This is a genomic window from Chryseobacterium edaphi (assembly GCF_025628985.1).
Lineage (GTDB): Bacteria > Bacteroidota > Bacteroidia > Flavobacteriales > Weeksellaceae > Chryseobacterium > Chryseobacterium edaphi.
In genome coordinates, this window is sequence record NZ_JAOTEM010000002.1 from 550,523 (window position 1) to 575,819 (window position 25,297).

At 34.2% G+C, this 25,297-nt stretch carries 26 protein-coding genes; 10 read left to right on the plus strand and 16 right to left on the minus strand.

Features of this window, described 5'->3' with window-relative positions:
* Positions 1-80 precede the first annotated feature (80 nt).
* From NZ698_RS10840 to NZ698_RS10865, 6 genes are all read left to right on the plus strand, one after another.
* Entirely contained in the window at positions 81-1,106 is a 1,026-nt protein-coding gene (locus NZ698_RS10840; RefSeq protein WP_050378070.1) for a rod shape-determining protein, read from the plus strand.
* 26 nt (positions 1,107-1,132) lie between these two features.
* Positions 1,133-1,987, plus strand: a complete 855-nt coding sequence (gene mreC, locus NZ698_RS10845; protein ID WP_263003125.1) for a rod shape-determining protein MreC — start codon at positions 1,133-1,135, stop codon at positions 1,985-1,987.
* The gene (locus NZ698_RS10850) at positions 1,980-2,486 is read left to right on the plus strand and encodes a rod shape-determining protein MreD (RefSeq protein WP_263003126.1); all 507 of its coding nucleotides are present in this window, start codon (positions 1,980-1,982) and stop codon (positions 2,484-2,486) included. The genes mreC and NZ698_RS10850 overlap by 8 nt, the downstream gene beginning before the upstream one ends.
* The gene (locus NZ698_RS10855; RefSeq protein WP_263003127.1) at positions 2,483-4,510 is read left to right on the plus strand and encodes a penicillin-binding transpeptidase domain-containing protein; all 2,028 of its coding nucleotides are present in this window, start codon (positions 2,483-2,485) and stop codon (positions 4,508-4,510) included. The genes NZ698_RS10850 and NZ698_RS10855 overlap by 4 nt, the downstream gene beginning before the upstream one ends.
* Entirely contained in the window at positions 4,507-5,874 is a 1,368-nt protein-coding gene (gene rodA / locus NZ698_RS10860) for a rod shape-determining protein RodA (protein WP_263003128.1), read from the plus strand. Before NZ698_RS10855 ends, rodA begins: the two co-directional genes overlap by 4 nt.
* A 159-nt stretch (positions 5,875-6,033) precedes the next feature.
* Positions 6,034-6,615, plus strand: a complete 582-nt coding sequence (locus NZ698_RS10865) for a pentapeptide repeat-containing protein (RefSeq protein ID WP_263003129.1) — start codon at positions 6,034-6,036, stop codon at positions 6,613-6,615.
* A gap of 212 nt (positions 6,616-6,827) precedes the next feature.
* Here NZ698_RS10865 and NZ698_RS10870 read toward each other — a convergent pair whose 3' ends face one another.
* Both NZ698_RS10870 and NZ698_RS10875 read right to left on the minus strand, forming a co-directional pair.
* Positions 6,828-7,517, minus strand: a complete 690-nt coding sequence (locus NZ698_RS10870; RefSeq protein WP_263003130.1) for a C40 family peptidase — start codon at positions 7,515-7,517, stop codon at positions 6,828-6,830.
* A gap of 341 nt (positions 7,518-7,858) precedes the next feature.
* Positions 7,859-10,054, minus strand: a complete 2,196-nt coding sequence (locus tag NZ698_RS10875) for a glutamine synthetase III family protein (protein ID WP_263003131.1) — start codon at positions 10,052-10,054, stop codon at positions 7,859-7,861.
* 387 nt (positions 10,055-10,441) lie between these two features.
* On the opposite strand from NZ698_RS10875, the gene NZ698_RS10880 reads away from it, so the two are divergent.
* The 3 genes from NZ698_RS10880 (at position 10,442) to NZ698_RS10890 (ending at position 14,996) form a co-directional block, all read left to right on the plus strand.
* Complete coding sequence (locus NZ698_RS10880) at positions 10,442-12,130, plus strand: DUF6909 family protein (protein ID WP_263003132.1); 1,689 nt, start codon at positions 10,442-10,444, stop codon at positions 12,128-12,130.
* 199 nt (positions 12,131-12,329) lie between these two features.
* Positions 12,330-12,806, plus strand: coding sequence for a DinB family protein (locus NZ698_RS10885; protein ID WP_263003133.1), 477 nt, complete (start codon positions 12,330-12,332; stop codon positions 12,804-12,806).
* 348 nt (positions 12,807-13,154) lie between these two features.
* On the plus strand, positions 13,155-14,996 hold the full coding sequence (locus NZ698_RS10890; protein WP_263003134.1) for a M1 family metallopeptidase: 1,842 nt from the start codon (positions 13,155-13,157) through the stop codon (positions 14,994-14,996).
* Positions 14,997-15,111: 115 nt separating this feature from the next.
* Here the strand turns inward: NZ698_RS10890 and NZ698_RS10895 are convergent, their stop codons facing one another.
* From NZ698_RS10895 to NZ698_RS19460, 3 genes are read right to left on the minus strand one after another with little or no spacing between them, the layout of a single operon-like run.
* On the minus strand, positions 15,112-15,600 hold the full coding sequence (locus NZ698_RS10895) for a hypothetical protein (RefSeq protein ID WP_263003135.1): 489 nt from the start codon (positions 15,598-15,600) through the stop codon (positions 15,112-15,114).
* A gap of 37 nt (positions 15,601-15,637) precedes the next feature.
* Positions 15,638-16,408 carry a hypothetical protein gene (locus NZ698_RS10900; protein WP_263003136.1) on the minus strand — a complete coding sequence of 257 codons (771 nt, stop codon included), beginning with the start codon at positions 16,406-16,408 and terminating at the stop codon, positions 15,638-15,640.
* A 16-nt stretch (positions 16,409-16,424) separates the two neighbouring features.
* Complete coding sequence (locus NZ698_RS19460) at positions 16,425-17,258, minus strand: M23 family metallopeptidase (protein ID WP_303649242.1); 834 nt, start codon at positions 17,256-17,258, stop codon at positions 16,425-16,427.
* A gap of 298 nt (positions 17,259-17,556) precedes the next feature.
* Between NZ698_RS19460 and NZ698_RS10910 the strand changes: the two genes are divergently transcribed.
* Positions 17,557-18,315: a type III pantothenate kinase gene (locus NZ698_RS10910; RefSeq protein ID WP_263003137.1), complete on the plus strand. Its 759-nt coding sequence runs from the start codon at positions 17,557-17,559 to the stop codon at positions 18,313-18,315.
* Between the two features lie 33 nt (positions 18,316-18,348).
* On the opposite strand, the gene NZ698_RS10915 is transcribed toward NZ698_RS10910, so the two are convergent.
* From NZ698_RS10915 to NZ698_RS10960, 11 genes are all read right to left on the minus strand, one after another.
* A complete protein-coding gene (locus tag NZ698_RS10915) occupies positions 18,349-18,528 on the minus strand; it encodes a hypothetical protein (protein WP_263003138.1) in 180 nt (59 codons plus the stop codon).
* Between the two features lie 214 nt (positions 18,529-18,742).
* Complete coding sequence (locus NZ698_RS10920) at positions 18,743-19,174, minus strand: nucleoside deaminase (protein ID WP_263003139.1); 432 nt, start codon at positions 19,172-19,174, stop codon at positions 18,743-18,745.
* Between the two features lie 55 nt (positions 19,175-19,229).
* Positions 19,230-19,778 (minus strand): DUF3575 domain-containing protein, encoded by a 549-nt coding sequence (locus NZ698_RS10925; RefSeq protein ID WP_263003140.1) that lies wholly within the window; start codon positions 19,776-19,778, stop codon positions 19,230-19,232.
* Positions 19,779-19,836: 58 nt separating this feature from the next.
* Entirely contained in the window at positions 19,837-20,466 is a 630-nt protein-coding gene (locus NZ698_RS10930) for an energy transducer TonB (RefSeq protein WP_263003141.1), read from the minus strand.
* 45 nt (positions 20,467-20,511) lie between these two features.
* Positions 20,512-21,435: a helix-turn-helix transcriptional regulator gene (locus NZ698_RS10935; RefSeq protein WP_263003142.1), complete on the minus strand. Its 924-nt coding sequence runs from the start codon at positions 21,433-21,435 to the stop codon at positions 20,512-20,514.
* Positions 21,436-22,321: 886 nt separating this feature from the next.
* Positions 22,322-23,356, minus strand: a complete 1,035-nt coding sequence (locus tag NZ698_RS10940) for a DUF2931 family protein (RefSeq protein WP_263003143.1) — start codon at positions 23,354-23,356, stop codon at positions 22,322-22,324.
* Complete coding sequence (locus NZ698_RS10945) at positions 23,280-23,456, minus strand: hypothetical protein (RefSeq protein WP_263003144.1); 177 nt, start codon at positions 23,454-23,456, stop codon at positions 23,280-23,282. The genes NZ698_RS10940 and NZ698_RS10945 overlap by 77 nt, the downstream gene beginning before the upstream one ends.
* Before the next feature lie 50 nt (positions 23,457-23,506).
* The gene (locus tag NZ698_RS10950; RefSeq protein ID WP_368407655.1) at positions 23,507-23,905 is read right to left on the minus strand and encodes a transposase; all 399 of its coding nucleotides are present in this window, start codon (positions 23,903-23,905) and stop codon (positions 23,507-23,509) included.
* A gap of 6 nt (positions 23,906-23,911) precedes the next feature.
* The gene (locus tag NZ698_RS19525; RefSeq protein ID WP_368407656.1) at positions 23,912-24,073 is read right to left on the minus strand and encodes a hypothetical protein; all 162 of its coding nucleotides are present in this window, start codon (positions 24,071-24,073) and stop codon (positions 23,912-23,914) included.
* A gap of 606 nt (positions 24,074-24,679) precedes the next feature.
* Positions 24,680-24,829: a hypothetical protein gene (locus NZ698_RS10955; protein WP_263003145.1), complete on the minus strand. Its 150-nt coding sequence runs from the start codon at positions 24,827-24,829 to the stop codon at positions 24,680-24,682.
* A gap of 135 nt (positions 24,830-24,964) precedes the next feature.
* Positions 24,965-25,285 (minus strand): hypothetical protein, encoded by a 321-nt coding sequence (locus NZ698_RS10960; RefSeq protein ID WP_263003146.1) that lies wholly within the window; start codon positions 25,283-25,285, stop codon positions 24,965-24,967.
* Positions 25,286-25,297: the final 12 nt, after the last annotated feature.

The window sequence follows — 25,297 nt, forward strand, 5'->3', positions numbered from 1 at the left end:
TTAACCAAATTATATTTACTATAGTATTCATTAGTAGTCTTAAATTTATATCTTTGTAAACTTAAATCAAGGAGAAAATTATGAGTTTATTCGATATGTTTACGCAAGAGATTGCGATAGACCTTGGAACCGCCAACACGCTTATCATCCATAATAATAAAATTGTTATAGATCAGCCTTCAATTGTTGCAATTGAGCGTTCTACGGGAAGACCGATTGCTGTAGGGGAACAAGCAAAACATATGCAGGGTAAAACCCATGAAGACATCAAAACCATCCGTCCTTTGAAAGACGGAGTTATCGCAGATTTCCATGCTTCTGAGCATATGATCAAAGAATTTATCAAGAAAATTCCGGGGATCAAAGGAAGGTTTATTCAGCCGGCTTTAAGAATTGTAATCTGTATTCCTTCCGGAATTACAGAGGTTGAAAAAAGAGCGGTTAGAGATTCTGCACAAAAAGTGAATGCAAAAGAAGTACGATTGATTTATGAACCGATGGCTGCTGCAATTGGAGTAGGTATTGACGTTCAAAAGCCGGAAGGTAACATGATTATCGACATAGGTGGTGGAACTACTGAGATCGCTGTTGTTGCTTTGGGAGGTATTGTTTGTGACAAATCTGTGAAAATTGCAGGTGATGTATTTACAAATGATATTGCTTATTTTTTAAGAACGCATCATAATCTTTACATTGGTGAAAGAACTGCAGAAAGAGTGAAAATAGAAGTTGGTTCTGCGGTTGAAGATCTTGATGTAGATATCGATGATATTCCGGTACAGGGAAGAGATCTTATTACCGGTAAACCAAAAGAAATTATGGTTGGTTATAAAGAGATCGCTCGTGCTTTAGATAAATCTATTATCAGAATTGAAGATTCCGTAATGGAAACTCTTTCTCTTACTCCTCCTGAGTTGGCAGCCGATATTTATAAAACGGGTATTTATCTTGCGGGTGGTGGTGCTTTGCTAAGAGGTCTTGCAGACAGACTGCACAAGAAAACAGGTCTTCCTGTATTCGTGGCAGAAGATCCATTGAGAGCTGTTGTAAGAGGAACGGGGATCGCACTTAAGAATATGGATAAATTCAATTTCTTAATTAAATAATTTTAACTTTTTACGACTTTATCTGAATGGGATTTTTGCTGAGATTATTTTCGAAGAATGCGCTTTTTGTATTCTTTATTTTCCTGCAAATTATTGCTCTTGTTCTGATATTCTCTAAAAACGCAATGCAACAGTCCTGGCTTGCGGGGCAAACTGCGGCATTCAACTCCTGGGTTTCAGGATATATTGATGAGGGGGTTTCTTATTTAAAATTAAAGCAAACCAACGAAGGTCTTGTTGCCCAGAATAAAGCCTTGATGGTTGAATTGTACGGTAAGCAAGGCGCTAAAAATCCGGTTTTCAGAAAAGTGCATGATACTTTGGGAGGCGGACAAATCTATACATTCGTAGACGGTGAAATTGTCTTTAACAGCATCAACCGAAGAAATAATTACTTTACCATTAACCGCGGAAAACGCGATGGTGTTCTTCCTCAAATGGGTGTAATGGCTCCGAGAGGAATTGCCGGAATTGTTATCAACTCGACAGATAGCTATGCATTGGTACAATCTGTTCTTAGTGTCAATAAAATCAGAATTAATGCTGCATTAAAAAATTCAGGATACTTTGGTACACTGACTTGGAGAGGAGATAATTCCAGAGTGATGCACTTGGCAGATGTTCCGAAATATGTTTCTTTGAAAATTGGTGATACAATCATAACAGACGGGAAGTCAGCAATTTTTCCTAAAGGTGTGATGATCGGTACTGTAGCAGGTTACACTGTAGACAACCAAACCGGTTTCTGGGATATTTCTGTTGAATTAAGCGAAAAAATGGGCGCTCTAAATAAGGTTTTTGTAGTTAAAAATCTTAAAAAAGCTGAGGTTCAGAAAATTAGCGATACGATGCAAGCTGTAATAAAAAAAGAAAATGATTAGCAGGACGTTATTTACAGATCTTTTGATCATGATTTTTCTGGTTGCATTACAGATATTTGTTTTGAACAGAATTACGCTTTTCGGAAAGTATACTCCGGTTTTATATCCGGTGTTTGTCATGTTTTATCCATTCTTTAGAAATAAATTTCAGTTTTTAGCTTTAAGTTTTTTAATAGGTTTGTCCATTGATGCATTTTTGTATTCTTGGGGAATAAACGCTTTAGCAACTACAGTAATCGCTTATTTCAGAACACTGATCTTCAGAACATCTACAGATACATCTACAGATTTCTTTTCATTTCAATCACTGCAGTGGACTCAGTTTTTGCTGTTCCTATTCTCAAGCATATTTTTACATCAGCTTTTGGTACAGTATATCGAGTTTTTCAAATTCAGCAGAATCTTCGAAATCTTACTTAATGTGTTGGTAACTAGTGTAATTTCTTTTATATTTATCATAGTTTACGCATTAATATTTAAAATCAAACAGAAAGTTTGAACACACGCCATATAAAAATCTTATCTGTTCTTATCATTCTTGCTATCATTTTTGTGGCAAGACTTTCTTATTTACAATTATTTACAGATAGATATGCATTGAATGCAGCCAATACTTCGATAAAAACCGAATATGTCATTCCGCAACGTGGAGTTATTTTTGACCGCAACGGAAAAATCATGGTGGGAAACCAGCCTGCCTATGAAATTTCTTTTACACAGGCTTTAATGAAACCTGATTTTGACACTGTTGCTTTCTGTAATTTAATGAAAATTGAAAAAAATGATTTCATTAAAAGAATTAAACTTATTAAAAGCGAAAAATACTATTCAAAGCTGACTCCTATGACTTTCATCAAAGATTTGAGCAGAGAGGAAATTGCACGAGTTCAGGAAATTATATTTAAATATCCCGCTTTCAGTATTGTTCAGCGTCCGCAGAGGCAGTATGAAGTTTCCACATCAGGAAACCTTTTGGGCTACACAAGTGAAGTCAACGACAGAGAGATCAAAAAAGATTCTACCTATTATCTTCCGGGAGACCTCATCGGAAAAACAGGAATTGAAAAGTCTTACGAAAAAGAACTGCGGGGTGTAAAAGGAATCAAATATATTCAGAAAGATATTAAACTCCGAAATGTAGGTCCTTATAAAAACGGAACTTTAGATCGTGATGTGATTACAGGAAAAGATATTACTTTAACGATTGATTACGATCTGCAGAGAATGGCCGAAGAAATGATGATCGATAAGCACGGTGCTATTGTTGCTATTGATCCGAATAACGGAGAAGTTTTAGTTGCTGCAACCGGACCGGATATCGATCCCAATCTTTTCACGGGACCTAATAAGTCTAAAAATTTATATGCACTTTCAAAAGATACAATTTACGAAAACAAACCTACGTTTGACCGGTCTTTACAGGCAGGTTATCCTCCTGGTTCGACTTTCAAATTGCTGACCGCTTTAGCTGCTATGCAAATGGGAGTAATGGATGAAAATACGATTTTCCCTTGTGGCGGCGGTTTTTATTACAAAGGAAAAAGAATAAAAGGTCATGGTGGAGCAGATCCGTTGATTCCTTCTATTCAGGTTTCTAGTAACTGTTTTTTCACGTATGCATTTATTGCTATTATTAAAAAATATCCCGGAAATCCATCGAAAGGTGTTGACGAATGGAAAAAAATCATGAGCAGCTTCGGAGTTGGTGAATTCTTAAATAATGATTTTGCAGTTGGTGCAAAAGGCAGAATTCCTTCCGGTGATTTTTACGAAAAGAGATTTAAAGCAATTATTAAGGCAAACGGTTCTAAGAAAGACAATTATAAAAGCTGGGACGAAATGTCAACCGGAGCCATCTACAACGGAATGGGACAGGGTGATGTTTTGGTAACACCAATTCAGTTAGCAAATTATGTAAGCGCAATTGCCAACAGAGGGTGGTATTACACACCACATATCGTAAAGTCGATTGACGGAAAACCAAATCCTGATCCTAGATTTAAGGTCAAACATCAAACTTTAGTCGACGCAAAACACTTTGGACCAGTTCTAAAGGGAATGGAAGCTGTGGTTTTGAGAGGAACAGCAAGAGGATTAATGTCTAAAGATTTCACTCAATTGGCAAAGACAGGAACTGCGCAGGTTCCTCAAGGAAAAGATAACTCTATTTTTGTTTTAATTGCTCCTGCTGATAAACCGAAAATTGTAGTCGTTGCTGTAATGGAACATGCCGGATTTGGTGCAACTTGGGCAGGTCCTGCCTGTACTGTAATTGCCGAAAAATATATTACGGGAGATCTTAAAAGGGAACATCTTTATAAAAAGATGATTACTTCGAGTTTTATGCCTGAATATAAAAGACAGTGGGTTGCCGATCTGAAAAGAAAAGGATTATATAAAGAGCCAAAACCAGATTCTATTAAACTTAAAAGAATACAGGATAGCTTAAATCTTATTAAAAAAGCAAAAGAAAAATTAGAAGCCAAGAAGAAAGTTGAACCTAAAAAACCTGTGAAGCAATGAAGTGGACAGAAGGAATAGATAAATTAGGTTTAGGATTGTATTTCTTGCTTTGCATTTTTGCTATTGCCAATATTTACAGTGTTGATGAAGGTTTAGGTAAAAAGCAATTAATCTTTTTCGGGATTTCTATATTTGTTGGGTTGATTATTTTTTTCAGCCGTAGTAAGTTTTTCGAAAATATGTCCGGAATAATTTATATCGGTGGGGTTTTATTATTAATCGGACTGTTTCCCTTCGGAAAGGAGATTTTAGGACAAAAAAACTGGTATAAATTTGGAAGTTTTACGATGCAGCCTGTAGAGTTTGCAAAAATAGGTGTTGCATTAATGCTTGCCAATTACGTTTCAGGACCCGAATATAATTTAAAAAACAGGAAATCACTTTTAACAACTCTTGCAATTGTCGGCATTCCTGCCGTTGTGGTTTTGGCAATTCCCGATGTGGGATCGTTGCTGGTTTTTACGGCATTTTTTATTGCATTATACCGTGAAGGTTTAAGCGGATGGTTGTTTGGTATTGGATTTACATTGGCGGCTGTTTTCCTAACGTCAATTGCTTTGCCACCTTTGTATGTAATATTATTTATGATATTGATTGCAGAGATTGCAATTGCCATTTCAATGCTTAGACTTTCGTTAGATTTACTTATTATTTTAGGCATTATTGTAGTTCTTGTAATTAGTTATTTTGCCTTGATTTTTAATCCATTTATCTTAATGGGGATTGTAATTATGGGTGGAATTTTCCTGATAATTAAAGCTTTTAAAGATTCCATAGATATTATTTCAATTGTTTCTGTGGTATCCGTAATTTTATTTCTTTCGTTGATTTCTTTTGGAACACCCTATATTCTTGAAAAAATGCCAAAACACCAGAGAGAAAGAATCGAGGTTTTATATAAAGGTGAAAAAGCTTTTAGAGATACTTCCGGTTATAATTTACTCTACTCCAAAACCGCCATTGGTTCAGGAGGAATGTGGGGGAAAGGGTATCGTGAAGGATCAGTGACTCAAGGGAAATTCGTTCCTGAGCAGGAGACCGATTATATTTTCTGTACTGTTGGTGAAGAATGGGGCTTTGTGGGAAGTACAGTTTTAGTATTGTGCTACATGGTTTTCATTGGGAGAATATATTATCTTGCAGAGCAGCAAAAGTCAGCTTTTAACAGGGTTTTTGGGTACTCGTTTGCTTCTATCCTTTTGATGCACTTTTCTATCAATTTAGGGATGGTTATGGGGTTATTTCCGACCGTTGGTATTCCGTTACCATATTTCAGTTATGGAGGAAGTTCATTGCTCGCCTTTTCTATGATGACTTTTATTTTCTTTAAGCTTAATTATGCTGATAAAAACAGTTTGGTGTAGAAGAGCTGAAAGTTAGAAGTTGGGTGATGGAAGTTTACAGTATTTTCATCTAAATTCTATCAATTTCCTAAATTCTTTTAAGCAAATATCTGCGCAATCTGCCAAATCAGCGAGAGAAAAATTTCTAATATTTTTATCTAAATACAATCGTAAAATTTTATGAGTGAAGCTTACGTCTCAGATCAAAATTATACTCAATTAAATTTTGTTGAATCACATTTGCAGATTGGTGAATACGAAAATTGTACATTTCAGAACTGCAATTTTGAATACGCTGATCTTTCCCAGTTTAAATTTACAGATTGCGAGTTTGTTGACTGTAATTTAAGCATGACCAAATTGATAGGAACAGCTTTTCGGGATGTAATTTTTAAGGACTGCAAAATGTTCGGGATGCATTTCGACGACTGTAATGAGTTTGGAATGTCTTTCAGATTTGAAGGATGTGCTTTAAATAATTCTGTTTTTTATAAAACGACAATCAAAAGAACTGTATTTAAAAATTGTAAATTAATTGAAGTAGATTTTGCTGAATGTGATTTGTCGAATTCAATATTTTCAAACTGTGATTTCAGCGGTGCTACATTCGAAAGAACCAATTTGGAAAAAGCAGATTTGAGAACATCTTTCAATTACACCATCAATCCTGATTCTAACAGGTTAAAGAAGACCAAATTTTCCCTTTCAGAAATTCATGGACTACTTCGTAGATTTGATATAGAAATTGATAAGAATAGCTGATTTTAATGAACTTCTGGAAAGTTATCTTTCAAAATTTTTCACTCTCAGTTTGTCATTCCGCAGGAATCTAAAGTCGAATTGCAAATTGATGTTGAGATTCCTACGAAATGACAAAGAGGATATGTAATTTTTAGAATCGTATTTGAATTAAAGCAAAAAACAAAAGCCATCAAATTTTGATGGCTTCATTTATATAAATCAATTATTTAAAACTAAAAACTAGTAGAGGCTAAATTGTTGTAGCTTTCTCCGTTCTCATTGATCACTCTTTTGGCAAACCTGAATTTTGGTCCCCAATAAGAATCATTCAGTGAAGAGATCATTACTCCTTTTGAAGTGGCTGCGTGAATGAATTTTACTTCTCCTTCTTCAGTTACATCTTCTACAATTCCTACGTGAGAAATTCTTTTTCCGTGAGAGAAGAAAATTAAGTCTCCTTTCTGAAGGTTTTCTTTGTCGATTGATTCTCCTTCCTGAGATTGAGATGCTGCAACTCTTGGTAATGTAAGTCCTGCTGCTGCTCCGAATACTGATAATACAAATGCTGAACAGTCGATCCCGTTTCTTGTAGTTCCTCCGTATCTGTAAGGAGTTCCCAAGTAAGTCTGAGCTTCTGTTAAAATATTATCAATAGTCTTATTATGTTTAATCGCTTTTGCGATTTCAGAATTTTTTAAAGAATTTTTTGCGTTTGCGATTGCCACTGTTTTTTCAGAGATGAAAGAGTTGATTAACAACTTTTTATCATTCTCCATCTTGGTATCTATTGCAGCAAGTTTGGCATCTGTTTTGTATTCTTTAGTGTAAGTTGCCGGTTTTGAAACTACGTAATTAGTAACGCATGATTGTAGTGATATTGTAGAAACGAAAGCAACCAAATAAAACAAAACTCTTTTCTTCATATATTTTTTATTATCCGTGTTAAAAAGGAATATTTATTTCTCTAAAGCAATACAAAAGTAGATATTCCAGATAAGACAGCCTCGGTATGATTATTATCATGTTGTCGTTTTAACACATTTTAACATCCTGCTCAAGTATGTTAAAGAAAAATAAGCCGCTACGTCCCTATTTTGGTGATCATGCGGTTTTTTTTATTAAGATTTTTTAACATAATATATCTGTTTTCCTTTATCAATCAATGTTCTTTAAAACTGAAATTCTAAAGATTAGCTGTTAAAAAAGCATAAAAAAAGTTCCCTGAAAAACAGGGAACCTTCACTAATATGGAACTTTACAGATGTTATCTTGTAAATAACATTTCTCTATATTTCGTCATTGGCCAAAGCTCATCATCTACCATCATTTCAAGATCGTCAGAAGCTTCTCTGATCGGATCAAATAATGGAATTACGTTTGTGCAGTATAATTCTGCCTGCTCTTGGCTTTCAGACGTTGCTTTCGCATCTTCTCTCGCTTTCATAAGATCTTCAACACCCAACTTGATTTTTGAGATGTTCCCGGAAATCTGAGTGATTAAACTCATCTGCTCTTTAGCAAGAGTTTTGAATTCTTTATCATCAAAAATTTCTTTAAGACCTCTTACGTTTTCAATCAATCTGTTCTGATAATTTAAAGCTGAAGGTATAATGTGGTTTCTTGCGATATCACTTAATACTCTTGCTTCAATATCAATAACTGTTGAATATTTTTCTAGTTTGATTTCGTTTCTTGCTTCAACTTCTCTGTGAGTGAAAATTCCCATCTCTTCGTAAAGATTCACGAATTTCTCATCCATTTCCTGCTTCAATGCTTCAGGAGTAGTTTTTAAGTTGTTTAGACCTCTTTTTTCAGCTTCTACAGCCCAGTCATCAGAATATCCGTCTCCTTCAAACATGATGTTTTTACACTGCTTGATGTATTCTCTCAATACATTGAAGATCGCTTCATCTTTCTTAAGACCTGTTTCAATTAAGGCATCCACTTCTTTTTTGAAGTCACCCAATTGTTTTGCAGCAATCGTGTTCATTACGGTCATAGATTCTGCACAGTTTGCAGAAGAACCTACTGCTCTGATTTCAAATTTATTTCCTGTAAATGCAAATGGAGAAGTTCTGTTTCTGTCAGTATTATCCAACAAAATCTCAGGTATTTTTCCAACAACATTTAGTTTTAAATCTGTTTTTTCGTCTGGTGAAAGTTTCCCTTCTGTTACTTTTTCAAGCTCTTCCAAAACTCTGAACAGTTGACTTCCGATAAATACAGAAATAATTGCTGGTGGAGCTTCGTTTGCACCCAGTCTGTGGTCATTGCTTGCAGAAGCGATGCTTGCTCTTAAAAGATCTGCATATTCATGAACAGCTTTGATGGTGTTCACGAAGAATGTTAAGAATTGTAAGTTTTTCTTAGGGTTTTTTCCCGGGCTCAAAAGGTTTTCACCAGTATCAGTTGCCAAAGACCAGTTGTTGTGTTTCCCACTTCCGTTTACACCTGCGAAAGGTTTTTCGTGGAATAAAATGTGAAAATGGTGTCTGTGAGCAATTCTTGCCATAACATCCATCAATAAAGAGTTGTGGTCAACTGCAACGTTTACTTCTTCAAACATTGGAGCCAGCTCAAATTGGTTTGGAGCCACTTCGTTGTGTCTTGTAGTAACCGGAATACCCAATTTCATACATTCAACTTCCAGTTCTTTCATGAAGTTCATGACTCTTGTAGGAATCGAGCCAAAATAATGGTCATCCAACTGCTGTCCTTTTGCAGGAGAGTGTCCTAATAAAGTTTTACCTGTTAAAACCAGATCCGGACGGGATTGATACAATGCTGAATCAACCAGGAAATATTCTTGCTCCCAACCTAAAGTAGGAGTTACTTTCGTTACATTTTTGTCGAAATACTGCATTACGTTGGTCGCAGCTTCGTCTACAGCATGCAAAGCTCTCAATAAAGGTGCTTTGTAATCTAAAGTTTCTCCTGTGTAAGAGATAAAGATTGAAGGGATACATAAAGTTGTTCCCATAATAAATGCTGGAGAAGTAGGATCCCATGCTGTATAACCTCTTGCTTCAAACGTGTTTCTGATTCCACCGTTCGGGAAAGATGATGCATCCGGCTCTTGCTGAATCAATAGGTTTCCGCTGAATCTTTCGATTGCTCTACCTCCTTCGATTGGAGTGAAGAACGAATCGTGTTTTTCTGCAGTGCTTCCTGTCAGTGGCTGAAACCAGTGAGTGTAATGAGTGACACCTTTGCTCATTGCCCAATCTTTCATAGCTACTGCTACCTGATCTGCAATCAGTCTCTGGATTTTTGTGCCTTTTTTAATAGCATCCATTATAGATTGGAATGCTTCTTTTGTCAAGTATTCTCTCATTGTGTTCTCAGAGAATACATTTTCACAAAATAATTCTGATAATTTAGCAGGAATTTCCACTGAATTATCTTTTCTAAAGTCCTTGAATGGTAAAGTTTCTAAAGCTTTAAATCTTAAAGTTGACATATAGTGTTGAATTTTATGGGGCAAATTTACAAAAAAAATAGATTGAAATTATTTTTACCCTAAAATTTTAGGGGTTATTTTTATTTTGATCATTTTTTTAAATAAAATTAAGCATTATAATAGAGTGAATGAATTTCAATGGACAATTATGGTTTGGATTTAATTTAAAAAAAGCTATTATATATAAGGATAATAAATTTCTTCTAATATGACGAAAACTTATTCTATGATTCTTCTGTGTTTTTATCGAATATATTAATTTTAAAATCAAAATTGAAAAACTAACCGTCTTAAAGTTTAAAAATTGTAATTTGTTGGTTTTGAATGCTTTAAAGCATTTGATTTATTTTCCGTAACTTAGTAGACTTTTTATAAAAAATTTAATATATGACAAATTCTAGAGCAAGAGAGACTACCGAGGCAATTGAAAGACTATACATATCTATGAGACATCTGTTTTATAGAGGTTTTTTCAAGCCGGGTGGAGTTTCTGGAGAAAGCATTAGAAGTTTGTTAAAAATCATTAATCCCGAAATTTACGGTACCATGAATGTTCCAAGCAAATTGGAGCTTGATGGTTTAATGTATGTTTTAGACAGGCTTCCTGAAGGTATTGAAGAATGTGCTTTTATTCATCTTACTTCGGATGAGGGTTTTGATAAAGGAAGTTTCGAGCCTATTGTTCCCAAGAAAAGAAGAAGAAACTGTTATAGAATCGACGAACACCAGATGAACATCGAAGTTCTTTTGGGGCGTTCGGAAATCTATGATATTCTTACCCACTTGACCTTTTTATTTATAGAAGCAGATAAAATCAGAAATCTTGCTTTCATTCAGGATGAGAACTGGAAGCCGACACGCGCCTTTAAAATCATCGAAGAAGTAGTGAAAGGCGAGAAGAAATACAGCAGAAGAGAAAAAGAAGTTGCCTTGATTCATTTGTCTTCTTTAATAGGAAGAACTTTTGACGAAACATTAAATGCATACAATTCTTTCGGAGACGATGATAATCCGGATCGTTTATTCAAAATCATTTACAATCTCGGAAAAGCAAGTCTTGAAGATGCTAAACAAAGCAGAGAAAGAGAAATACATTTCAGTGCTATTTTAAAGGAAAGAGTAGGGCATCATTATTTTGGTGAAAAATGGGCCAACAAAGTGAAAGAAGTTTTATTTGCAAATGATCTTCATATGCGTCCCCTGCACATTATTTCTGCAAATATGCATTCTGTGAAAAATATGTTGTACGCAAACGATGCATTAAAGAAAAAACAGACGAAAGATGTAGATTATAAACTTTACCAGGAAATTTCAAATAAAAAAGATCTTCGTGACAAAGTTTTAAAATACGCTTTGGATGAAGGTTTGATTTATATTGATGATAAAAGCGGAAGTAATATCGACGTTCAGATCATCGATTTAGGTAAAATTGATCTTAAAAATACGCCTTTCAGCGATGCAAAGTTCAAAGGAGATGATGTCGTTTTAGTCTTTGATTACGCATTTGGCGAGCAGGCTTTTGAAGTAATGGATGAATTATTAAGACCATTCGAGCAGAAAGGTGAAGTCTATATGATGAAAGTAAAATCTGTTTCCATTATGGGTAAAGCAGGTATTTTGAATGGTGGAAAAGGCGACATCATGATCCCGACTTCTCATATTTTTGAAGGAACGGCAGATAATTATCCTTTTGAAAATGCTTTGAAGCTTGAAGATTTTAATGATGATGAATTAAAAGCTTTCGAAGGAACAATGATTACCGTTTTGGGAACTTCACTTCAAAACAGAGATATTCTGTCCTATTTTATGAACACTTCTTGGAAGGCAATCGGTCTTGAAATGGAAGGAGCGCATTATCAGAAAGCAATTCAGGTGGCTTCAAAAATCAGACATCATATCACACCTGATCTTTTTGTTTGCTACGCCTATTATGCTTCAGATAATCCTTTGGAAACAGGAAGTACACTTTCTTCCGGAGGTTTGGGACTGACAGGAGTAAAACCAACTTATCTGATTACTTTGAAAATTTTAGAAAAGATTTTTGACAGTGCTGCAAAAGTTGCTGAGAAGAAATAATTTAGATTAAATTATATAATTGACCTCAAGTGTTTTTGCAGTTGAGGTTTTTTGTTGACTAAACACGAATAGCACTAATTTTTTTCACTATGACACTAATTCATTTGTGTTTAAAATTGTGAATTCATTAGTGTTGTTTGGGTTTAAATAAAATCGAGAGCAAAAATTATTATCTTTAAAATAATTAAAACTAAAACAAATGAGTTCAGTTTCACAATTGGCAAAAAGATTCGGAGAGGTAATGCTTGACGGACTTTGGATCGCCAATACCAATTTTAAAGATCAGTTGAAAGATGTTACTTGGGAACAGGCAAACACGAAAATTGCAAATTTAAATACCATCGCAATGCTCACCTTTCATATTGATTATTACATCGCAGGAATTCTCAATGTTTTTGAAGGTGGCGAACTTGAAATTAAAGATAAATACAGTTTCGACCTTCCTGCAATTGAATCTCAGGAACAATGGGAAGAATTATTAAATAAACTTTGGAAAGATTCTGAAAAGTTTGCAACTTTATTAGAACAATTTCCTGATTCTAAAATGAATGAAGTTTTTGTCGATGAGAAATACGGAACTTATTTAAGGAATATTGATGGAATGATAGAACATGCTTATTATCATCTAGGGCAGATTACTTTGATTAAAAAATTGATTTTGTCTAAAAATGAATAGCACTAATGTTTTTACTAATAACATTAATTATTTGTGTTTGAAAGTTTAGTCAAAAAATTCATCAAAATTAATGTCCCCGTCCCTAAAGGGTGTAATTTTGATGAATTTTAAGAAATTTTCCGACTTTTACCACAGAGCAAAAAAGATTCATTAGACTCATAAGATATGCTGTTGCTTTGAAACATTATTACGCGCAATAATCTGTGAAAATCCGTGAAATCCGCGGGCAAATATTTTTGTAGACTTTTGTAATTTTATTTTCAATTAATTTCTTTTGATACTTTTGCGGTTAACTCCCATTTGAGCCTCTTTCAAAAATTACTTACCTTTAAAAAAAATAAATCTTCAATGAAAAAATCGTTTGCAATACTCTTTGCTTTGATCCTTTCACAATTTCAGGCGCAGCAGAACGCTTATTATCAGCAGGCTGCCCAATACAAAATGGATATTGACGTCAATGCAGAAAAATTTACCTATGAAGGAACTCAGACACTAAATTATTCTAATAATTCGCCGGACGAACTGAATGTCGTATACTTTCATTTGTATTGGAATGCCTTTAAACCCAATTCAATGATGGATCAAAGAGTTGCCGGACAAGGGAAAAACGGGGATTCGAGATTACAAAAAGACGGAATTTCAAGATTGGCATTGATTCCGAAAGATCAAGAAGGCGCACAAAATATTCACTGGATCAAACAGAACGGAAAGAATCTGAAGTTTGAAATTCAGGAAACGGTGATGAAGGTTTATTTAAATGAATCAATCAAACCCAATTCTAAAACCACTTTCACCATGGAGTGGGACGCGGTAATACCTCAGCAGATCAGACGTAGCGGAAGAAACAACCGTGAAGGAGTCGATATGACCATGACACAATGGTATCCGAAAATCGCTGAATACGATTATGATGGTTGGGCAACCTTCGATTATGTGGGAAGAGAATTTCATGCACCTTTTGCAGATTTTGATGTAACGATTAAAATCGACAAAGATTATGTAATAGGTGCGGGAGGAACGCTTTTGAATCCTACAGAAGTGAAAGGTTATGATGCAGCTGCAACTATTAAAGCAACTAAAAACAAAGCAACATGGAGATGGACTGCCAAAAATATGCTCGATTTTGCATGGGCTGCAGACAGAGATTATTCGGTAGAAAGTTTTGATGTTCCGCAAGGTCCGAAAGTGTTTTTCGTTTATCAGAAAAACGATAAGACTAAATTTTGGGGTGAAGCACAACCTTATGTGACAAAATATTACCAGATTATGAATTCCCGTTTCGGGAAATATGCCTATCCTTCTTACTCTTTCATTCAGGGTGGTGACGGCGGTATGGAATACGGAATGTGTACCATGATTTTGGGTGAATCAAAAAAGCTTGAAGATTTAATGGGACTGATGATTCATGAAGGCTCTCACTCTTGGTATCAGCAAATGTTGGCAACCAACGAACCTCTGAGACCGTGGATGGACGAAGGCTTTACAAGTTATGCCGAAATCATTGTCATGCATCAGCTTTTTCCGCCAACTGATGAAAGACCAAATCCTTTTGTGGATAAAATAAACGCTTATCGAGGAATTGTACAAAAAGGAATCGAAGAACCTGCAGTTTGGCTCGGTGATCATCATGACAACGGAACAGCGTACAGTTTTGCAAGTTATGTGAAAGGAGAGTTGTATTTAGTTCAGTTAGGTTACATCGTTGGCGAGCAGAATTTAGAAAAAATCATGACTGAATATTTTAACCAATGGAACATGAAACATCCTACCGACAGAGATTTCCTTCATATTGCACAGAAAGTTTCGGGGATGGATCTGAAATGGTTTCATCATTACTGGATCAACACGACAAAAACCATCGATTACGGAATTAAAAATGTGCAGTATGATAAAAAATCGACAACAATCACATTGTTGAATAACGGTCAGGTTCCGATGCCGATTGATTTCAGTGTAATGACAACCGATAAGAAAATTATTACTTATCAAATCCCGATGAATATGACACACACTTGGAAACAGAAAGACGGTTATGGTGACTTTACAACAGAAAAATATTGGCCTTGGACGCAGAAAGAATATACATTGACGATTCCTTATACAAAATCTCAACTGTCATTGTTAGGAATAGATTTCAGTCAGAGAATGGCGGATGTAAATCCTGAGAACAATTTTGTTGAAGTGAAATAATTAGATTAAATAAGATAAATAATCCCCGAAGAGTTATTCTTTGGGGATTTTGTTTTTAATTAAAGAAAATTAAAATTTTATAAATGTTGTGGATTTTTAATCCGTGAGATCGAATTCATTCAACCAGAAATTGTATTGTACCAATCTTGTAATCTGTTTTGGGATTTTTAACGTTTAGGACCACGTTTTCAGAAACTTTTGCATCAAAATGTCCGACGGAGAAAGCTTCTCCTAAATAATGATTATCATCATCAGTGATGATCCAATTTCGTCCTGCAGAAAGTGGAGTGGGTTCATCCCAAATAATTCTTCTGTAGTTTTCATCTTCTTTATGCAGTGAAATCAAAAAACCATAGAATTTTTGGTAGGTATACCGTGTAGAGAAAAATTTTTCATTGAGATTTTTGATGCCTTTTAATGAATCTCCTTCAATTTTGAGGTGCAGATTATCTGAAACCAAAGTTCCTTGTATCTTGGACTCCAATAAAGAATTGTAAGAATAATAATGATTTGTAATAAAACTTCCACGAAAAATGATGATACTCAAAATATAGTAGAATGCAATAACAACTAACAATGCAATCAAAATTTTTTTGTATTTCATGAGTTTTAAATTATATGGATTTCGCAAGATCAAGAATCTATAAAAAATAAAATGATATAAAAGATTTATTCTTCTTCTCTGATTTGTAATAATGCATTGCTAAGATAAACTTTTCATCTTGGGAGATCTCAAAGTTTTCCTCTTTCAAAAGATTAGATTTTTGCAAGTATTCTAAAATTTCCTCGTCAAATTGCGAATTAAATTTTTGCAAATAATCTACAGTTTTAAACGTGCCATTTGTATTCATGGTTACTTCAAACAATGCGAATGAATTTTTAGCATTTATGCCATCAAAGTGGCTGAGTGTGTTTTTGCCGGTTTCAGAATCATATTTTGTGTCAATGATAAAGTTTTTATAATTTGTTTTAATTGAAGTTTTTGAAATCTTTTCTAAAATCTTTTTAGATTCAGTAAAACGAGATGTAATCTTTTCACGAATTTTTGGAGTACAAAAGTGGATGCTATTTATTTCATCATTTTTATAAAATAAAATCATACGATCTCCTTTTGAAAGACTTAAAGAACAACTTGTACCAATGCCATTTTGCTTTCCGTTAATTATTGTTTTGCCATAAACGTGAAAGCTGCCAATTTGTTTTCCTTTGTATAGTTTGTTGTACTTTACATCAATTACGTAATAAGCTTGTTGTAATTCCTTTTCTGGACTAAATCTCACATTTGTAACGGTGATATCTGCGACCAAATCTGATGAGGAATATTCATTAAATATGTTTGTAGAACTCTCGCAACTACAAGAATACCCAATCTGAAAGATAACAATACAAATTAAAGCAAAAAGTTTTTTCATAATATTTGATCTAAATCTAATACGCCCTCGAATACGATTTCTTCTCCTCCAAAAACTCTGCTTTTTTTCCATCTCCGGTTCTGAAAAGAGTTTTAATTGTAATTCTGTTCTTGTCACCCGTTGAACTTGGAAGAAATGTGACAAAATGCAGATGTGGTCCGTTGCTCCAGCCTGTATTTCCGCTCAATGCGATAAGTTGACCTTTTGTAACTTTATCTCCGATATTGACTTTTGCACCGTTCTGTTGAATATGAAAGTATTGCGCAATCGTTCCATCAGAATGCAGAATCGAAACATAATTTCCAAAAGGAGCGCAACTTCTGGTTGGGCAACTTCTATTATTACTTTGAAGAACATCTATTACCAAGCCTTCTCTCGCAGCCAAGATTTCTGTTCCTTCAGGCATCACGAAATCTAAAGAATTTTCGTTCTGATGAGAAAATGTTCCGTTGTAACCTTGATACATTAGAAAAGCTTTTCCTTTTCGAAAAGGCAGGTCATATTGGTAAGTGTTGTCGTAATTTTTAATCGTTATATCTCCAATGTACATCATATAACCCGGCATTTTTTTAATTGCCCATCCCTTCTTTTTATCATTGACTACAAAATAGGTAACTCTCTGTTTTGTCGTTTTTGCAGGAATGACCTGAGTGGTTTTAAACAATTCAGGTTTCTTTAAATTTTCTGTTTCAGGTTGGCTATTGAAGACTAACGAAACAGGATAAATCTCCTGATTGTCTACGTAGAATGTAATAGAATCTCCTTTTCTCTCGTTGTACATCTTTACGTTTTTCTGAGAGAATAGAATTGTGAATTGACTGATTAATATGACAATGAAAAGTTTTTTCATTTTTTAAAGCTTTGTTTGAAATTTTAGTTTTTAAATCATTAAGAGTATTTAGTTTTTAAGCTAAAAGCAATCAGATTTTTTAAGATTTACTAAAGTAAATGATTAAACATAGTGCTTAAATCAATATTATTGATCCTTAATAATTCTCAAATGCTTATAATTCTTAATGGTTAAAAAAAGTTTTGAGAACGATTTTAAAGCACTCATTAAAATCTTTTTACAATGATAGACCATTTTTACAGATAATAAAAGGCTCTCTTTATTAAAATTGTTAAATTTACCATCGAAAAGCTATTCAATGAATTCTATCGTAATCAATGTTGGAAACAGCAATATCAGATTTGGTCTTTTTGATGATGACAATTGTGATATCTCTTGGGTAATCAATACGAAACCGTACAGAACTGCAGATGAACTTCATGGTCAGATGTTGATTTTATATCAAACCTATAAAATAGATCCTAAAAAGATTGAAAAAATAATCATTGGTTCCGTGGTTCCGCAACTGACGAGGGAAATCAATTCGGCAATAAGAAAAATTCACGGGATCGTTCCCATTATGGTAGATCGTACGACGCCGTCAGAAGTGGTCGCAAAATCTAAACAGATGGGAACAGATATTTATGCTAATCTTGTTGCAGCACATAATCTGTATCCCGATAGAAAAAAAATCGTGCTTGATTTTGGTACAGCACTTACCGCAAGTTGTGTTGCTGAAAACGGTGAAACTTTGGGGGTGATTATTGCCCCGGGAATCGTGACTTCTTTAAATTCTCTGATCAGTCAGACCGCTCAGCTTCCTGAGATTGAACTGGTAAAACCGAAATCTGTTTTAGGTTTAGATACTATCAGTTGTATGCAGAGTGGGATGGTTTATGGTTTCCTCGGAATGGTAGAAGGTTTCATCGACCGTATTAACGATGAGGTAAATGATGATTGTTTTGTCATCGCAACAGGAGGTGTTTCTCATGTGTACAAACCATTGACCGATAAAATACATATTGCAGACCGACTGCATACCTTAAAAGGACTTTATTTCTTAGGGAAAGATATATAAAAGAAAACAGCCTCGAAAGGCTGTTTTTTGTTTTTAAAGACCACCGCAAGCATCACATTCTACTAACGGATAAACCCATGTTCCATTTTCATCCTGGAAAGGCAGATTTCTGCATCCTATTTTTCTTACTCCGTTTTGATCGATGTAGAAACATTGATCAGGACGAATTCCTCCATTAATTTTTGCAGTTTCTTTTCTTGTTAATTTTCTCATAGTTGTAAATATTTTGTTGTAATCAAATATATAAATTAATTCAACACAAAATGATTAAACTTTAAAAATTAACATTTGAAATTTATAAAAAGCAGTATTATAGCTTTGCAATTGCGTATTTATCACTTCAATCTAGTAGTAACTAAAAAAAAATATAGAAGGTCAGATTTAAATTCTGGTTAATTCTTAGCCTTAAACTAACCTCAACCTCAATCTACCTTTTCGATTTAAAAAACTCTTTCACAATAGAAGAGCACTCGTTTTCCATAACTCCGGTGACGATCTCTGTTTTTGGATGAAGCGTTAAATTTTTATTAATAAATCCACGCTGTTCGTCTCTTGCACCAATCACTACTTTTGAAATCTGCGACCACGAAAGCGCTCCGGAACACATTACACAAGGTTCCAAAGTCACATATAAAGTACAGTTGATCAGATATTTTCCACCCAGAAAATTAGCGGCAGAAGTAATGGCCTGCATTTCGGCATGAGCGGTGACGTCGTTTAAAGTTTCTGTAAGATTATGCGATCTTGCAATCACCCGGTTGTTGGAAACGATAACGCAACCAATTGGAACCTCATCTTTTTCAAATGCGGTTTCGGCCTCGTTAAGAGCCATTTTCATAAAATATTCATCGGTAAACATAAAAATAAAAGCTTAGTACAAAACTAAGCTTTTCATTAAAATATATTTTAAATAATTAGAATCGATAACCTATACCGCCCATAACTTTTCCTGTAAGTTCTCCGATGTCATATTTGTCAAAATTACCAAATCTTCTCGCAATACCTCCACTTGCTTCTATTACCAGTCGGTTTTTGATTACCCATTTTCCTCCGACACCAAAACCAATTCCTACAGTTGTAGAATTTTTCTTCGCATCATTGATATAGAAATAGCTATTTGTGATATCATCGTACCGATAACTGTAATAAGCATCATTTTGAAATGTTACCGGAATAAAACCTTCAAAGAAAAAACCTGAAGCATATTTCTTTCCCATATAGTACCTGAAATAAGGTGAGAATTGCTTAAAGTCATCTACTTCACTGCTTAAAGTAATCATGGCATTGATCCCGATACCCATATCTTTTTTAATCAATCTTTCGTAAGATACATTGGCCATTGGAACTGCGATCAGTAAGATCGGATCTGCGAGAATATCGTTTTTTCTTTGTTTGTCGGTTTCCTGTGCATGAATGCTTAATGTTCCTAGAATCAGGGCGATTGCCAATAAAAATTGTTTCATATAAGTATTTTGGGCAAAAATACTCATTTAAACGAAACAGCAAAGAAATTTTAGAAATCTACTCAATATTTAATGTTAAAGGAAGTTTGAAGCGGTATCTCACAGGATCTCCATTAATGACAGCCGGAGAAAATTTCCCTGAAAGAGAATATAAAGCGATCTCTGCCTGTCGGTTGAACGTAAAATTATCACCTTCAGCTTTTACATTGCTGATTTTGCCGTTTTTTTCAACAACAAAAGCGACATTGGTTTTTACAGGATTGGTTTCGGAAAATACGGCATCACTATAAAAAAGATTGGCAACTTCCTGTCTCAAGGCATTGATTCCACCGGGATAATCTGCAGTTTTATCTGTAAAAGGGAAAATTTCACTTTGATCTGTTGAAGAGTTTAATTTTTTTTCTAAATTTAAATTAGATAAATCCTCAGTATTTCTTACTTTCAGCAAAGCTCCAACAAGTGCTGTGTTTTCAATACTGTCCATTTTTTTCATGAAGAATAAGAAATCCTGTTTGATGGAAGCCTTGATAATGTTGTTTGGTTCTGCGTCAAATTTCTTCTTAAACTCAGTGTTCAGCATACTTCTGTGCTGATTATAATAGTTTTTTACCTGCCTGAATTCTTCTGTCTGCTGAGAAAAGCAAAAAGCTGAAATGAATAAGAAAAAATAAAGAAACAGTGATTTCAAACCTGTATATTTATGTAAATGTAGTCAAAAAATGAATATACAGACTTACAATTCTTCTGAATAGTTGCCTAAAGAAGCTTGTAAATGAGTACGAATTTCATCAACTAAAGTTTTAGGTTCTAAAACGGTTACCTCTTTTCCATACGAGAGAATTTCCTGCATGAAGTCGTAAGTAGGATGGAGGAAGAACTCAAAATAGATTTCTTCCGGAGTTTCTCTGGTTTCTTTCTGTGATTGGTGCAATGCAAAACTTCTGATGTATTCTCCCTGATGTCGGCTACATTTCAAAACAATTCTTTGAGGGTTTTGTTCCGTAAGATTCATAACGCCAAAAGCATTTTTGAAATGTTCTCTGAAATTGAATTTATATTTTTCTCTGAATTTATTTTTTGTGACATCCAGATAATTAATTCTGTCTAAACCGAATGACTTTAAGGCTTTATCTTTCGTGTCAATGGCAATCAGATACCATCTGTCTTTTGATTCTTTCAAAGCCAGAGGATGAACTTTACGGGAAGTCATCAGTTTGTTTTTGTAATTGTAATGCTCAAAAGTCACGACTCTCTTATTGCGAATCGCAAAGAAAAGATCATAAAAATGCTCAACTCCGGTTGGTTTTCTGCTTTCAAAAAAGATGAAATCGGCAAAATCGGGATGTACATTTAATGCGTTGCTTACCTGAAAAGATTCGAGAAGTTTTTGGTTGTACTCATCGACTTCCATCATTGGTCGGCTTTCGATATAATATCGGTTGTCACCTTTCTTTTTGTTGTGAATGGAAAGATTGAAAAGATTTGAAATCTCACGGATATCCCTTTGCAAAGTACGGATCGAATAGCTCTTAATTCCTGCATCCTGAAATTCGAAAGAGTTGAGCAGATACTCTTCAAGTTGTGAATAGTTAGCAGGAGCGCTTTCTAATTTTTTGATGATCAGGGCATATCTTGTAAGGTAAAAATCTTTTTTCATGTTTGAATTTTGTATTACAAATATATACGGTTAATGCGACAAAAGGTGTCGTGTTTTATTTTTGTGGATAAGTTTTTGGGAATATATTTTAAAATTAATAGACATTCATACTACCAAAAACAAACTTTTAAAACTCCGTTAATTCTAGTAGCAGAGTGTAGTGAAAACTATCTTAGCTTAAGCGATCAATTTGTTTATATTCATCTACCCATTCTCCAACCACCTGTAGTCACTTGCAAAAATATCTTTATCAGGTTGTATAAGTATATGAAATTGCTTTGCAAAGTGCCTCTAATCATTATCATAACTGTCTGCAACCACTTATGGAAGTGTCTTTAATAGGTTATGTAAGTGTCTGAAGGTACTTCGTAACTGTCTACGAATACTATAATAAGTGTCTTTAACCACTTCATTAAGAGGATGTATATCTTCATTAACGGTCTCCAGCCACTTTGGAAGGAGTTATACCCCCTTACCTAACCCCCTGTTAGAATCTTTGTGTAGCTGGATTTGTAATGCGACCCATCATTATATGTTTTATAAAGATAAAAAATTATACAATCTGAGAGAATGAAGTTTTAAAACGAAAAAGCCACACGATGTAATCATGCTGCAGCGAGGCGAGCAGACCCGGGTTGCCATTGATATTTGTTTTTTTTGACAGGAGGATAATAACAAACTAAGAAACATCATAGGCAGCCACCTTCAGGGCATTAGTCTCTCTTTGATAGGGGGGGTGTATTCTTTTGCATCGGTAAAATGTGACACGTTTGCATAAGCTAAGTTATAATGTCTCAGCATTTCTGCTAAAGATGACTCTAAATTCGCAGATAAATGACAAATTAGAATAAAACGGGCTGTTAAAAATAACAGCCCGTTTATAAAATTAAGGAATGAAGTACTCTACTTCTGTGGCATAAGCATATTCATTATCTTTTTTTTCTTTCTCTGTTGGTTGTACATTTCTAAATCTTAGTATTTTTTCTTTTATACCTTTGGATACTAAGTATAAATTAGCATGCACATCATCATTTTCTATTTCTAATCTGAAAATAATTGTTTCTAAAGATTTCTGTTTCACAAGGTTTTTAAATCCTTTTGGGATGATAACTTTAGAACAATAAAATATTTCTTTAGATTTTCCCCGCCATCCCAGTTCCATTTCTACGGGCAATTTTTTATGAAACTTTTTCCATATTCCTATTCCTTGTTCAAAAGTACCGTCTTGTGTAGTATAACTAAATTCTATTTCTCTTTTATTTGGTTTATTAAAATCAAAATACATATCATACACCTTTTCATTATTTGCCCATGCTTCGTAAGGAATACCATGGTTTTGCCAGTAGGTGTAATATTTACCCCAATTCTCAAAATTCTTTACTTTATAACGTTCATTAGCAGTATTATCATAGCTTCCATTTAACTTTGCCTTTACTACTTCTATATTTACATATTCATTTGCTTTTTGATCTAAAGCTTGAAACCAAACCCGTATCCAGCCTCCAGATGCCATACCGACCACCAAATGTCCCAAATTATCTTCGTCATCCAGATTATATTCATTAAACAAATCTCTAATCTTTTCTTGGGGAAGCAAGACCTTTCCTTCATAAGTATAATTCTCTGCACAACTAGCATAATGAATAAGTACTTCCCGTGGAACATTTTTCCATTTCTCCCCAACCACACTTCCATAGGTTTCCCCCCAACCTGGATCAATGTTGATAGTACTTCCATTTCCTGCATTACCGAAACTAACTCTTATATCTCCAACAGGATAATATTTGGGAGCCGAAATACCTGGCTCCCATCTGTACTTTTTTTTATTACAAGACTGTAAAAAACTAAGACTTATCATAAGCAGCCAAAACAGGCGTGCAGTATTTTCTTTTGTAAGGAGGATTTTTAAATTCTTTTTCATCGGTAAAGTGGGGTATATTGGCATAAGCAAAATTATAATGATCTAATGCATCAGCTAAAGGAGCATTGAAATTTGCAGATAAATGTACAAAATTCTCCATAACATAGCTGTTCCACCCGCTGCCGCACGAATCCTTTCGTGTGGTTCTTCTTACAAACCAAGCATTTTAAAAACTACAATGTCTTCCAATAAACCTTTCTCATCAGAATAATCTACTGCGCTGCTGTATCTATAATCTTCCGCACGGAAAACCAAACCTGCCTCAACTGGATTTTGATGTACATAATTAATTTTTTGATTGATTACATGATTGCTCCATAACTCAATAGGTTTATTATCATGTCTCCAAAATTGATATTGTTTCACATTGGAAGTTTTTGAACCTTCCTGAAGAAAGAAATTCAGCAAGAACTCTTTTCTGCTTTCTCTAAGATTTTCTTTAATAGCCTGAACAATTGCCTTGCTTGTAAATCTTTTGAAATCACCGATCAAAAGTTCTGGTTTCTGCTCAGCGATACTTCTGAAAACTAAATGTACATGGCTTGACATGATACACTATGCGTGAATTTCCATACCATTATTCTTTTGGCAAAATCTCAAGCTTTCTAAAAGAATTTCTTTGTATTCATTTCGGATAAATACATCTAGCCATCCTACTACAGCAAAACTTATGAAATATAATCCTTCGGGATTGTGGAATTTGTAATTTCTACTCATCTTTATGTTTTAATTAAAGATAGAAAAAAATAGAAAGCTTGTAATAGAAAAAGCCACACGATACAATCGTGCGGCAGCATGGGGTCTTGACTTGAAATACCGGACCATTTTTTACTTTCAGTATAATATTTTACTTCTGCACCTAATCTACGAACAACTTGTATCCATTCTTGAAGTTCTAACTCAGTTAGTCAAATAGCATTCAGATTTTTCCCAAATTTTTCTAATCGAATAATTTCATCTAAATATCTTTCAAGTTGTTTTTCGTTTTTCACCTTTGTGAAAAGACGATTAATAAAATTTCGAGTTGCTACCTCAGTCGCAGAAAAAAACATTTTTCCTTTGTAAATTAAACCGATTTCTTTCTGTACATTCTCTACAAAAAGCACATTCAGTTTCTCAAAATCCGAAGAATGTTCGGTAAGGAGTGAAAATCTGTGCTTTGAAGTTTACTGTTAACTATTAAGAGTTCTATTAATTAGGATCCCAAACACCATATGACGCAGGTTTCCAAGTGCCATCCTCATATCCTTCAATATAGTAATCAACATCCATAACAGTGCCAAATGGAATAACAATACCTGTATCATTTCTAACAAGAAAAGGTCAGTTTCCTGCTAATCGATGTTTATAATCTTTCGCAATATAATCGTAAATATTTCCATAGCTTTTCTTAATAAATTCATTAGGAATTTCAAGTTCAACATTTATTTTCTGTTGTATTTGCTTTATGTACTTATTAGCTATTTCTAGCATTTCATTATCATTTAACATATTATTTTACTTTTAGATATTCAAAATGTTTATAATCTCAAGCATTCTCAGCGGAAATATAAAGTTTAAAAAATAGCTTTCGTTAACAGCAATAAACCACCCGAAGGTGGTTATAAATTATTGAAAATCGCTAAGTCTTGGCATATCTGGCCATCTTCCTGCTTCATATTCCTTGATATAATATTCAATTTCTCTTCCTGTTCCAAATAAAATAATTTTACCATTACTATTTTCAACTATAAAAGGAGCATTTCCTAATAATGTATTATCATCATCATTTCTTGTTTCATTATACTTTTTTGTATTATAGCGAAATATCATCCCATAGGGTTTTTTAATACATCTGTCTTCTAAAATAATGAGATTTAACCCGCTTTTCTGGCTTCTTTCTATAACATAGTTTTCTGCAATCTGTATAACTTCTTGTTCTGTTAGCATAATTTTAATTAA